At 38.2% G+C, this 12,511-nt stretch carries 10 protein-coding genes; 2 read left to right on the plus strand and 8 right to left on the minus strand.

What is annotated here, in order from left to right; translation table 11 throughout:
- Positions 1-48: 48 nt before the first annotated feature.
- The 7 genes from HX109_RS01430 to HX109_RS01460 form a co-directional block, all read right to left on the minus strand.
- A complete protein-coding gene (locus HX109_RS01430; protein ID WP_178949451.1) occupies positions 49-2,976 on the minus strand; it encodes a glycoside hydrolase family 3 N-terminal domain-containing protein in 2,928 nt (975 codons plus the stop codon).
- A gap of 103 nt (positions 2,977-3,079) precedes the next feature.
- On the minus strand, positions 3,080-3,565 hold the full coding sequence (locus HX109_RS01435; RefSeq protein ID WP_178949452.1) for an ABC transporter ATPase: 486 nt from the start codon (positions 3,563-3,565) through the stop codon (positions 3,080-3,082).
- 38 nt (positions 3,566-3,603) lie between these two features.
- Positions 3,604-4,395 (minus strand): (Fe-S)-binding protein, encoded by a 792-nt coding sequence (locus HX109_RS01440; RefSeq protein WP_178949453.1) that lies wholly within the window; start codon positions 4,393-4,395, stop codon positions 3,604-3,606.
- An 84-nt stretch (positions 4,396-4,479) separates the two neighbouring features.
- Positions 4,480-4,926, minus strand: coding sequence for a phosphoheptose isomerase (locus tag HX109_RS01445; RefSeq protein ID WP_178949454.1), 447 nt, complete (start codon positions 4,924-4,926; stop codon positions 4,480-4,482).
- Between the two features lie 26 nt (positions 4,927-4,952).
- Positions 4,953-6,281 (minus strand): (Fe-S)-binding protein, encoded by a 1,329-nt coding sequence (locus HX109_RS01450; RefSeq protein ID WP_178949455.1) that lies wholly within the window; start codon positions 6,279-6,281, stop codon positions 4,953-4,955.
- The gene (locus tag HX109_RS01455; protein ID WP_178949456.1) at positions 6,282-7,247 is read right to left on the minus strand and encodes an MlaD family protein; all 966 of its coding nucleotides are present in this window, start codon (positions 7,245-7,247) and stop codon (positions 6,282-6,284) included.
- Positions 7,248-7,303: 56 nt separating this feature from the next.
- Complete coding sequence (locus HX109_RS01460; protein WP_178949457.1) at positions 7,304-8,431, minus strand: N-acetylmuramoyl-L-alanine amidase; 1,128 nt, start codon at positions 8,429-8,431, stop codon at positions 7,304-7,306.
- A gap of 135 nt (positions 8,432-8,566) precedes the next feature.
- Between HX109_RS01460 and HX109_RS01465 the strand changes: the two genes are divergently transcribed.
- Entirely contained in the window at positions 8,567-11,269 is a 2,703-nt protein-coding gene (locus HX109_RS01465; RefSeq protein ID WP_255462733.1) for a putative LPS assembly protein LptD, read from the plus strand.
- Between the two features lie 43 nt (positions 11,270-11,312).
- Positions 11,313-11,693 carry a RidA family protein gene (locus HX109_RS01470; RefSeq protein WP_178949459.1) on the plus strand — a complete coding sequence of 127 codons (381 nt, stop codon included), beginning with the start codon at positions 11,313-11,315 and terminating at the stop codon, positions 11,691-11,693.
- A gap of 15 nt (positions 11,694-11,708) precedes the next feature.
- Here the strand turns inward: HX109_RS01470 and HX109_RS01475 are convergent, their stop codons facing one another.
- Complete coding sequence (locus tag HX109_RS01475; RefSeq protein ID WP_178949460.1) at positions 11,709-12,458, minus strand: DeoR/GlpR family DNA-binding transcription regulator; 750 nt, start codon at positions 12,456-12,458, stop codon at positions 11,709-11,711.
- Positions 12,459-12,511 lie beyond the last annotated feature (53 nt).

The raw sequence follows: 12,511 nt of genomic DNA on the forward strand, positions 1-12,511 counted from the left end.
AACTAGGTCGCATTTTTATATTATAATTTACAACACATTTCGTCTTTTTTACCACCTTTCAATAGATTCGTAAATAATCTCCTGAATGACAGTACGGGTAGCTTCGGTAATTAATTTTCTATTCATCATGGTTGGGTACGTCCTGTTGGAAAGAAAAATATATACTAAACCTTCTGCAGGATCTGCCCATGCATAAGTTCCAGTAAAACCGCTATGCCCAAAACTCGTCATAGAAACGCAACCACAAGTAGGACCTACATCGCCCAATTGAGGCTTATCGAAACCAACCCCTCTCCTATTATCATTATCGCAATAATAGCAGGTATTGAATTTATCTAAAGTAGCTTCGCTAAAATACCGTTTACCACCATAATATCCTTTTTGCAGATACATTTGCATCATTTTTGCCAAATCGTTAGAAGTGCTAAACAACCCGGCATGGCCGCCTACACCTCCCAGCATGGCTGCTCCCATATCGTGCACATAGCCTTGTATGGTTTGGTACCTAAAATAATCATCCACTTCAGTAGGCACAATTTCACCTTTCCCAAATTTATCAAGTGGATTAAAGGTTGTATAATTCATCCCCAAAGATTTATAAAAATGGTCTTGGGCAATTTCATCCAAAGGTTCTTTATAATAGTTTTCCAAATATCTTTGAAGCAGTAGAAATGGTAAATCACTATATTTATATTCCAATCTCGGCAACAATTCGCTTTCCTTTATTTGTTGGATGATAGAATCCCGATAATCATTTCTAATATACAAATGATCGGCAACCTGCGTATTGAATTTCCTGCTAGGTTCTTCGCGGTAATATTTTTCTAAAGGTTTTTTGGTTCCGTCGTCCAAGGTATTTAGGTAAAAGGGAATCCATGGTTTTAAACGAGCATAATGCGATAAAACTTCTACCAATTTTAAATTAGCTTTATTGCTTCCCTTAAGTTCTGGTAACATTTCCCCTAAGGTAGTATCGAAACTAATCTCCCCCTTTTCCACTAATTGCATGATATTTGGCAACGTGGCCATAATTTTTGTTAGGGAAGCAACATCGTATAAATTATTGCTTTGCACCACTTCTGCATTGGCATCGTAAGCAAATTTGCCGAAATTTTTATTGTAAATAACTTTCCCATGCCGTGCAATGAGAATTTGACCTCCCGGTGTTACTCCAGAACGAATAGCTCTTTTCATTACAGAGTCCACTTTCTTTAAAGTTTCACTGCTCATATTTACCCGCTCTGGAACGCTGTACCCTAAACGGGAGAGAGAGTTGGTTAAAAAACCCCTGTTTTCCGGGAGTTTTACGTTGGCCATCACTGGTAGGCTCCCTTTGGAAGGAATAGCTCCAAAAATTATCTCTGCGGATTTTTCTTGGGAAATGGTATCGTTAAGGTAACTCACCACAATTCCTTCAATATTTTCGATACTCTGAAGGTCTAGAAGCGCATAAGGCTTTACAAAAACATCCAATATAACTTTGTGTGCCCTCGCAATTTCATAAATCCACACTTTTTCTTGATCGGATATGTCTGCGGTTTTCCAGGGGGTTTCAGTAGAACGGTGATGCCCAACAATAACTAAATTATAAGGCTGTAATGAATCTAATAAATCCCCAAGATTGTCACTCTTTACATAATCGACAATTCCATACTTTTGAAGCGTATTAACAAACGCTTCATTTTCGCCATCACCCAAACCAACGTATGCTATTTTTTTGTCTTCTAAATTCCTTACAGGTATTATTTGATTGTCATTTTTAGCTACTGTAATAGCATTTTCCATAACCTCTTCAAACAAAATTTTATCTTTAACCCTGTTTAAATCGCGATACAAATTCGTGGTATCTACCGGTTTATAATTGTTTAAACCGACCAAGTATTTCGCTTTAAGAACCTTCCTTACAGAATAAGCCAATCTTTCTTCAGTAATGACACCATTTTCGTAAGCTTCTTCAAGTTTATTAATCCCTTTTTCGGTATCATCGGAAATTAAAAGCATATCATTACCTGCTAAGAAAGCCGAAAGATCTACATTACCGGAATCGGCATAATTAGCTACCCCTTTCATTTCCAAGGCATCCGTAAAAATGAGCCCGTTAAACCGAAGTTTCTCTTTCAATAAATCGGTTACAATACCTTTGGACAAAGAAGACGGAAAACCTTCCCTAGACTCTAAACTAGGAACATTTAAATGGGCTACCATAACACTGGCAAGCCCTTTAGGAAATAATTTTTTGTATGGGTACAACTCTACACTATCGATACGTTCTTTATCGAAAGAAACGGTGGGCAAGGTTTTATGCGAATCCTGCGAAGTATCGCCGTGACCAGGAAAGTGCTTTGCATTTGCCAATACGCCCGCAGACTGCATCCCTTCCATAAAGGCCATGGCTTTTTTGGTAACTTTATCCCTATTCTCCCCAAAAGACCGGTTGCCTATTATAGGATTTTTAGGATTGGTGTTGATGTCTACATCGGGAGCAAAATTTATGTGCATCCCCAAACGTTTGGTATGCTCGCCTATGTGTTTTCCAACGCGACGTACCAAGTCGTCATCTTTTACGGCACCCAATACCATATTATACGGAAAGGCAAAAGTGGAATCCAAACGCATGGACAATCCCCATTCTGCATCCATGGACATGAGCATTTTTACTTTCGATGAATCCTGTAATTCGTTATTTAGTTTTGCTTGACGGTAAGGGCCTCCAGTGGAAAAAATTATTCCTCCAACTTGATTTTCAGCAACCAATTTTTTAACCTTTTCAATATGCTCATCGTCTCCACCGGAGAAAGCACGTATCATAAAAAGTTGGCCTATTTTTTCTTTAAGCGTAAGGGTATTGTAGACACTATCTACCCATTTTGCCTGTTCCTCTGAATCTTTTGATAACAATGGGTCTATCTGTTGACCGTTAATTTTTGAGAGCGCAAAAACAAACAGCAACACAAACAAACTTTTTCTCACAATCATGAATAAATTTTATTAAAAAGACAATCTTTCTTACAAAAGAAACTTAAAATTTTGAAAAAAACGACTGTTTTTACTTAAAAATATTAACCAAAAAGTTAAATTTTTAATTCATGAATCTGGCATGCCAGCTATCCCTAGCAGGTACTTCCCAATAGTTTTGATACTCTTCTTTATTGGTAACCAAATTATTAAACACAATGGTGTTTTGTGAAACAGCCCGATCCTTTGCCATTTTTTTAAAATCGATAAGGGGCTTGTAGGCGATAAAATCACCTTGTCTGTAGGAGACATTCATTTTATCGAGTAGATCGACGTTGTAATCTTTTTCGAGTTGTTGTATAAACCGCACCGAGGCATCGATAGAACAACCACTGGCAGCGTTAAACTCTTGATCTAGTGCTATAATTATAAATCTTTTATAACGTATTTCGAAAGAAGCTTTGAGATTGGCTCCGTGCGCCGTCCATTCCCCCAAAAAGCTTTGGAGTTTGAGGTTTAATTCTTTTATTTCTTCTTCAGTAAAACTTCTATTGGCCTGATAGATCCAGACCCTGGCAGATTCCGATAATTCGTTAAACGCTACAAACATTTTCTTTTAATTTTAAAAGATTCCTTTTTCATTTTTACCTAGAGATCCTCTGCGTTGGCTATGAGCTCTGCCACATCCATTACAGCAATTTCCCCTTCTTTGTCTTTGCCTTTTACCCCATCGGTTAACATGGTGTTACAGAATGGACATCCAGCAGCAATAATTTCTGGTTTGGTTTCTATAGCTTGTTCGGTACGCTCGATATTTATGTCTTTAGCACCTTTTTCGGGTTCCTTAAACATTTGAGCCCCTCCCGCACCACAGCACAAACCTCTCTTTTTACAGCTTTTCATTTCTACCAGTTCTGCTTCTAGCTTTTCTATTAACTCCCGGGGAGCTTCATAAACATCGTTTGCTCTTCCCAAATAGCAGGGATCGTGAAAAGTAATTCTCTTTCCTTTAAATTTCCCCCCTTCTATGGTTAACTTACCTTCGGCCAATAGCGAACGTAAAAATTGGGTATGGTGAACAACCTCGTAATCTCCTCCTAGGGAAGGATATTCATTTTTAAGCGTATTAAAGCAATGCGGACAAGCGGTTACAATTTTTTTGATTTCATACCCATTTAAGACCTCGATATTGGTCATCGCCTGCATTTGAAATAACATTTCGTTTCCGGCGCGCTTTGCTGGATCTCCCGTACAACTTTCTTCGGTACCCAACACTGCAAAATCTACATTTGCTTTGTTCAATAACTTCACAAATGCTTTTGTAATTTTTTTGGCTCTGTCATCAAAACTTCCGGAACACCCTACCCAAAATAAAACTTCTGGAGTTTTACCTTCCGCCATCATTTCTGCCATTGTAGGTACTTTAATTGTGTCGCTCATGTCCTAAATTTTCGCTTAATTCGCTCTTAATATTTTAAACTGTCACCTAAAAGCTAGGTGACAGTTTTATAGTTTTATCTTAATCTAATCGTGTTTTCCGTCGTCGAAAACCTGTATTTTCACTTGTTTATCAATTAAATCGGTGAATTTACCGTTGTATCTTGTTGCTTTTACCAAGTGATTATCAATCCAATGGTAATTACCTCCTCTAGGTTTACCCATAACCATTCCATGGTATTTAAACCCATGACGATTTAACCAATCTTCAGTAGTTTTTCTATGGTCTTCTGTTCGAGAAGTAAAGAAATAAATAATATGCCCTTCTTCAAACCACTTGTTAAGGGTTTTTAAAGCATCTGGATATACTTGTGCCGTAGCCATACGCTCTGGCTCCTCATTGGGAATATCATCGCAGATGGTTCCATCAATATCAATTAAATAATTTTTTATTCCCTTAGGCAAGACCGGACTTATATGTTCCCCGTCCTCTAATTTCTCGTTAAGTAATTTCTCAACTTCTTCTTTGTTCATTTTAAAGTATTATTTGTTGGTTTTAATTATTCGTTCTTCCAGTTCAATCTATCCATTTGGTTGTATGGCCATGGAGCTCCATTGTTTTCTACATTCCCCATCATATTATTTAGTTCCATTGGTGCCGCAGATTGCTCCATCACCAAATAACGGCGCATATCCATAATAATAGAAAGCGGATTGATACTTACGGGGCAGGCCTCTACACAAGCGTTACAAGTGGTACACGCCCAAAGCTCCTCCCGGGTAATATAATCGTCGAGCAGCTGTTTCCCATCGTCTACAAAAGTCCCATTGTTGTTATCTATATTTTTACCAACTTCCTCAAGACGATCCCTTGTGTCCATCATGATCTTTCTCGGCGATAGTTTTTTCCCGGTTTGACTTGCCGGGCATTCGCTCGTACACCTTCCACATTCGGTACATGTATAAGCATTCAATAGCTGTACTTGGTTTAAATCAATAACATCTGAAGCTCCAAACTTTTCTGGCTCCTCATCCATATCCCCTTCGGCTGGAGCAGCAAAAGGGTCTGCATCTGGATCCATCATCAATTTAACTTCATTGGTAACAGATTCTAAGTTTTCAAATTGTCCCTTCGGATTTAAATTGGCGAACCAAGTATTTGGAAATGCCAATAGAATATGTAAGTGCTTTGAAAAATATAGGTAGTTCAGAAATATTAAAATCCCGATAATATGAAGCCACCAGGCACTTCTTTCAATTAAAACAACGGTTCCTTCGCTTAATCCATCGAATAAAGGAACAAGAAACTGACTTATGGGAAAAGCCCCTGCTTGAACGTAATGTGGTGCTCCCATTTGTTGCAAGGTATAGTCGGCTCCATTCATTGTCAAGAAAAGAACCATCAATACCATTTCGAAATAAAGAATGATGTTTCCATCGTTCTTTGGCCACCCTTTCATTTCAGGATAAAAGAAACGCTTCAGTTTGATTATATTTCTTCGTAACCAAAAAACAATTACCGAAACCAATACTAGAAATGCTAAAATTTCAAAAGAACCGATAAGGACATCATAAGCTGCTCCGAGCGGCGCAAAAATACGGTGGGTCCCGAAAAGTCCATCGATGATAATTTCCAGTACTTCAATATTAATAACAATAAACCCTACATAGACGATAATATGTAAAAAACCTGCGATAGGCCTTACCACCATTTTTTGTTGTCCTAAGGCTATTCTGGCCATATTCGCCCATCGCTCCGATTTATTATCGGTACGATCGATAGCTCTACCAAGCTTGATATTTCTAATAAGTTTATTGATGTTTTTTACGAAATAGCCAATGCCAAGCAATAAAACAATTGCAAATAATATTTGAGGTATAAAGTCCATCTATTCTTCGTTAGTTTCTTTAGATTCTTCTTCTGGAGCTTCGTAAGGCTTTGCTTTTTTTCCGAATAATGAAAAATGAACATATCGCTTTGGATTCAATCGAAGATCCTCCAAAAGCAATTCCAATTCTGTGGAAGCATCTGTAAGATTAGTGTACAACTCTTCATCGTTCAACAATTTACCTACCGAACCGTCACCAGATTCAATTTTTGTCATTACATTATCAAGCTTCGCCATACTGCTTTGCAAATCTGCAAGTGCAGCGCCAATATCTGCTTTGGCCAAACTATCGCTCACATTGGATAGGTTGCTTGATAAATTATCTATATTGGTCAACGACCTGTTTAATTTTTCTTGATTGGTATTAAGAAGTTCTTTTAAAGTCCCCGAAGCTTCCCCAAAATTGGCAATAACCTTGTCGAGGTTGGCGATGCTGGATTTAATATTTGCGCGGCTTTCTTCATCTAGAATATCGTCTACCCCCACCATTACCGAATCGGCATTTTTAAGCAAGTTGTCTATTCCTTTTTGAAGTGGATTCAATTTTTGGCTTACCAGATCGGTAAGTCCTGGTTCTACATTACTTTTTAAAGTATCCCCAGATTTCGATTGCGGACTTCCGTCGTAAACAGGAATAACCCTTAAGCTCTTACCACCAATAATACCGGTGTCATAAATTTCTGCGATACTGTTTTTGGAAAACTGAAATTCGCTGTCCACTGTAAAAGTGATCACTAAATTACCTTTGCCATTTACAAAACTTATATCGTTAACATTACCCACCTGAAGGCCATTTATACTAACACCTGTGCCAGAAGAAACACCATTTACATTTTGGTATACAGCATAGTAGGTTCTGCTGGAGCTAAAAAGCTCATGTCCTTTTAAAAAAGTAAAGCCCAAAATAAACAAGACAATACCACCTACAACTATAATTCCGGTTTTAAGTTCCTTAGTTAATTTCAAAAGCTCTTTTTTTTTGTGTAAGCAACAAAATTAGAAATAATTTCTTAAGATTGGTTCTAATTTGACAGGGAATTGACCACTGAACTCACTTTTACTTTCTCACCACTTTTAAAGGCTACTATAAAACTACTCCTATAGCCTTTGTTAATAGCTTCTTGCTGCAATTGCTTCACAGCTTCATAATTCACGGTTTCCCCATAATAATATCGATAGACACTTCCTTCTTTTTCCCTGCTGATAGGTGATAGCCCCTTGAAATTGTAAGATTTGGTTTCAATAGAATTGGAGCCGGCGGCAATTTGAACCCTAAAAGTAACGCCAGCCGCAGTTTCTACTGAAGTATTTTTATTGGACACCGGCGGCAGGGAATGATCTTCCACCTCATAAGAGAAATCGCCTCCTACATTCTCATCCACATGTTTTTTATACTTTATTATGGCACTCGCTATAGAAGTGGCCATATCTGATTTACCCTTACTGGAATTTAGATAAGAGCCTTCTGGCTTATAGGTTAAAAACCCGGTTTCCACCAAAACACTTGGCATAAATGTTTGGTGCAAAACGATAAATCCCGCCTGTTTTACCCCTCTATCCACGCGTTTTAGCCTCCCTGTAAAATTATCCTGTATGGATTTTGCAAGGGAAATACTCTGGTCCAAGAACTCCTCTTGCATGATGGTTAGCCCAATAAAAGACTCTGGGGAATTAATATCGTATCCAGCATAGTTTACCTCATAGTCGTCTTCCAAATAAATTACGGAGTTCTCCTTTTTGGCAACCTCAAAGTTTCTTTCATTGGCATGCAGACCCAACACAAAGGTTTCGGTACCATGCGCACTTGAGTTATGGGAATTGCAGTGAACAGATACAAAAAGATCCGCTTTCGCCTCATTCGCAATTTTTCCGCGTACGTACAAATCCACAAAACTATCGTCTTTTCGGGTATAAATAACTTTTATATTGGGATCCTGCTCCAAAATTGCCCCTACTTGCAATACAATTTTAAGCGCTATGTCTTTCTCTTTAAAACCGTTACCCATATTCCCTGGATCATGCCCTCCATGGCCGGCATCTAAAACAACCGTAAACTTATCGTTTTTGGATTGATTTTTGCTGAATGGAAATACAGGCTGGAACAAGCCTAGACCAAGTATTAAAAATAATGCACTAAAAAATCTATTCATAAAATAATAACGGTTTAAAGCTGTTATTTATTTGATTAAAATTTGTTAATCTATAACAAACAGACCAAAAAATATACGTATGTTTGGCACGTCAAAAACCGAGCCATTCTTTATACAAAAATAGGATTAAAAGCTTTGCAAGCAAAGAAACATAACATACTTTTAGCGCTGTTTTCTCTGTTTATCAGTGGTTTTTTTTATGCACAAGAAAGACCTCAAGTTCAAACCCTAAATATCGAGGCTCAAGAAGAAATTACTCCAAGAGACACTTTGAGCATAACCGCTCAAGACATCCTCACCAATGTCGCTGAAATAGACACTACACAAACCGATAGCATTGCAAAGGATTCTACCAAGCAAGGCTTTTTAAAAGGAAAAATAAATTATAAGGCCAAAGACTACATGAAAATGAGTCGTAAAGAAAAGAAGATCTATCTTTACAATGAAGCCGAAGTCTATTATCAAGATTACGAATTAAAATCGGGTATCATTGTTATAGACTACACCACAAACGAAGTATATGCCGGTAGAATAAAAGACTCTACAGGAGCGCTTATTCAACCTCCATATTTTAAACAGGGAAACAGTGTTATAGAGCCCGATTCCATCCGGTTTAATTTCGACACCAAAAAAGCCCTTATATTCAATTCGCGTACAGAACAATCTGTCGGGGAGGCGATGAATGTTTTTGCGGAAATCGTAAAAAAGGAAAACGATTCTGTTTATTTCTTAAAAGAAGGAAAAATCACCACCTCCGACGACATCGATGATCCCGATTACTATATTAGGGTTCGGAAAGGGAAATTTGTGCCCAACAAAAAGATCATCGCCGGGTTTAGTAACATGTATATAGCCGATGTTCCCACACCTATAGCCATTCCATTTGCTTATTTCCCGATGTCTCAAGAAAGGAGAAACTCCGGTATTATTATGCCAACCCCGGGACAAACCAATCAGCGAGGGTATTCTTTGCAAAACGGAGGATACTATTTTGCAATTAGCGACTATTTCGACTTGGCACTTCTGGGAGATTATTACACCAATGGAAGTTACGGACTGAGAACGGAAACCAATTATGCACAGCGCTATAAATTTCGAGGTGCTTTGCGTTTTCGTTATGAAAATAACGTAACTAGCCAAAGAGGTTTCCCCGATTATAGCAGAAGTACCATTTACAACATTCAGTGGAATCATAGTCAGGACGCCAAAGCGAGTCCGAATTCCCGACTTTCTGCCTCCGTAAACTTTGGTAGTAGTCAGTATTACCAGGATTCCTTTAATCAATTAAACACCCCTAACTTTCTTAACAACACTTTACAATCGTCGATATCGTACAATAAGACATTCCCGGGGACACCTATGGTGAATTTAAATGCAACAACTTCGATTCAGCAAAATACCCGCGATCAATCAGTAAACATGACGCTTCCTACTTTACAGGCCAGTATGGAACGTATATTCCCTTTCGCCTCTAAAGATGGTGCCAAACGGGGAATTATTCAGAATATAAATTTTCAATATAATTTTCGCGCAGAAAATCAAATTCGAACTATAGATACCCTTCTATTTAAATCTGAAATGTTTGACGATGCCAAGGTTGGTTTTCAGCACACCATCCCGATCAGTACAAACTTCAAAATATTTAAATTTTTCAGTACATCCGTAGGGGCAAATTACAACGAAGTTTGGCAGCTAAAGACACTTAAATACAACAACTACGATCCGATTCTAGAAGACACGCCAATAGATACCTTAAGTGGTTTTGAGCGCTTTGGGACCTATAACCTCAACGCGAGTATTGGTACCACACTCTACGGAACTTTCAATTTTGGCGAAGACAAAAAAGTTCAGGCAATCCGGCATACGGTTAGACCTTCTGTGAGTTATGGCTATACACCAGCCTTCGATCAATATTACGATCAATATATAGATGAAGATGGTGAAGTAGTACAATACACCCCATTTGAAAATGGTCTTTACGGAACACCCAGTTTAAATAATTCCAACAACATTGGGATGTCGGTGAGTAATGTAGTAGAAGCCAAAGTAAGGGACAAGGACACCACAGCTACCGAACCGAGAAAGGTGATGCTGCTGAACAACCTAAACTTTAGCACCTCCTATAATATCGTAGCAGATTCCCTTCCATGGAGCCCCGTTAGGGTAAGTGGGGGAACGCAGTTCTTTCAAAACAAAATGAACGTAAACTTTGGAGCTACCCTAGACCCTTATGCCGTTGACAACACCGGAACTAGAATTGACGTTTTTAATTATGAAAACGGAGGAAGTTTATTTAGAATGACCAGCGCCAATGTTAATGTGAGTTATTCCATTAACAGTAAGTTTTTTGAAGGGGAAGATGATGAGCAACAAACAGACAATACACAAAGTGGTGGTCGCGATGATGATTTATTTGGTAGGGCGCAAGACTTTAGTGACGATAGAACCTTCGCGAACGAAGACAACAAACCTACGGAAGATACCCCAACGGAAGCTTACCGAGGAAAGTTACCATGGGACTTAAGATTGGCTTATTCCCTCACCTACTCCAACTCCAACCGACAAAATGAGTTTACCAATAATTCTCTAATGTTTTCGGGAAATATAGACCTTACCCCGCAATGGAAGGTAGGTGTTTCCTCGGGATACGATTTCAAACAAAAGGGATTCACCTATACCCAGCTCCGTTTTGCACGGGACTTAAAAAGTTTTAGACTGAATTTCAACTGGGTTCCCTTTAGCAGCCGTGCGTCGTGGTTTTTCTTTATCGGAATTAAATCTTCGATGTTAAGCGACCTGAAATGGGAAAAACGAAGTGAACCAGATAAGCGATTGTAACAACTTAACTCCACCAAAAAACAACCATTTAAAACTAAGCAATATGAAAAAAATAATAAACACCGATAAAGCTCCAGCTCCACTTGGACCTTACAACCAAGCGGTATTGGCGAATGATACCTTATTTATTTCCGGACAGATAGCAATCGATCCAGAGACGAATGAATTATTGACTTCAGACGTGGAGGATGAAGCAAAGCAAGTGATGAAAAATTTGGAAGCTGTTTTAAAAGCTGCTGAAATGACTTTTGAAAATGTCGTTAAAAGTTCGATTTTCTTAAGCGACATGGGAAATTTCGCAAAAATAAATGAGATTTATGGCGCTTATTTTGATGAAGAAACTGCTCCAGCAAGAGAAACCGTTGCCGTAAAAACACTTCCCAAAAACGTGAATGTGGAAATCTCCATGATTGCGGTGAGGTAGTAATTGTAAATGCCATTACATAATTAGAATATCCCTTTGCTTAAACGGCTTTAATTTGCTGTTTTCTGGAGATAGCTCGGTAATTAAAATATCGACCTCAGCCATACTGCATATTTTATAGCGCTGGGCAGTATTTAGCTTTTCAGAAATAACAGGGGCGACTACTTTCCGGGAGGATTGGATCATTGCTTTTTTGAGCTGAACAATATCCCAATCGAATTCGGTTAAACCCGAATCGGCATCAATGGAGTTGGTTCCTAAAAAGCAAATATCAGCTTTAATATCTGCCAGAAACCTCAAAGTTTCCCCTCCTACAGCAATCTGGGAACTTTTGGAAATTTTACCTCCTACAAAAATCAGGTCTACGTTATGTTTGCTTAGCAATATACTGGCTACAGGTAGACTTGGCGTGAAACACGTAATATTAAGTTCGGGAGGAAGAAGTCTTGCAAGTTCCATATTGGTAGTCCCTCCTGTAAGCAATATAACCTGACCGTTTTTAATTAAACTAATTGCCTTATTTGCTATATGAGACTTCTGCTCTAAAGAATATACATCTTCTCTCCTTATATTATAATTATCAAATCCAAGTGAAATAGCACCACCGTGAACTTTTTTTAACTTGTTTTCTTTATGTAATTCCGTTACATCCCGTCTCACCGTATCAATAGAAACATTTAACATCTCAGCAATATCAGTAAGTAAGATTCTATTATGAATTCTTACTTCATTTAGAAGTACTTGTTTTCGTTCCGCTTTTAACATATTGTTAATAATAATGATTTCAACAATAAATATCCAATTTTAAAGAATATCCT

This window comes from Galbibacter sp. BG1, from assembly GCF_013391805.1.
Classification (GTDB): domain Bacteria; phylum Bacteroidota; class Bacteroidia; order Flavobacteriales; family Flavobacteriaceae; genus Galbibacter.

Bases quoted from the DNA above. Each gene is read 5' to 3' on its own strand.
- HX109_RS01430 (WP_178949451.1), bottom strand. From the start codon at position 2,976: ATGATTGTGAGAAAAAGTTTGTTTGTGTTGCTGTTTGTTTTTGCGCTC.
- HX109_RS01435 (WP_178949452.1), bottom strand. From the start codon at position 3,565: ATGTTTGTAGCGTTTAACGAATTATCGGAATCTGCCAGGGTCTGGATC.
- HX109_RS01440 (WP_178949453.1), bottom strand. From the start codon at position 4,395: ATGAGCGACACAATTAAAGTACCTACAATGGCAGAAATGATGGCGGAA.
- HX109_RS01445 (WP_178949454.1), bottom strand. From the start codon at position 4,926: ATGAACAAAGAAGAAGTTGAGAAATTACTTAACGAGAAATTAGAGGAC.
- HX109_RS01450 (WP_178949455.1), bottom strand. From the start codon at position 6,281: ATGGACTTTATACCTCAAATATTATTTGCAATTGTTTTATTGCTTGGC.
- HX109_RS01460 (WP_178949457.1), bottom strand. From the start codon at position 8,431: ATGAATAGATTTTTTAGTGCATTATTTTTAATACTTGGTCTAGGCTTG.
- HX109_RS01470 (WP_178949459.1), top strand. From the start codon at position 11,313: ATGAAAAAAATAATAAACACCGATAAAGCTCCAGCTCCACTTGGACCT.
- HX109_RS01475 (WP_178949460.1), bottom strand. From the start codon at position 12,458: ATGTTAAAAGCGGAACGAAAACAAGTACTTCTAAATGAAGTAAGAATT.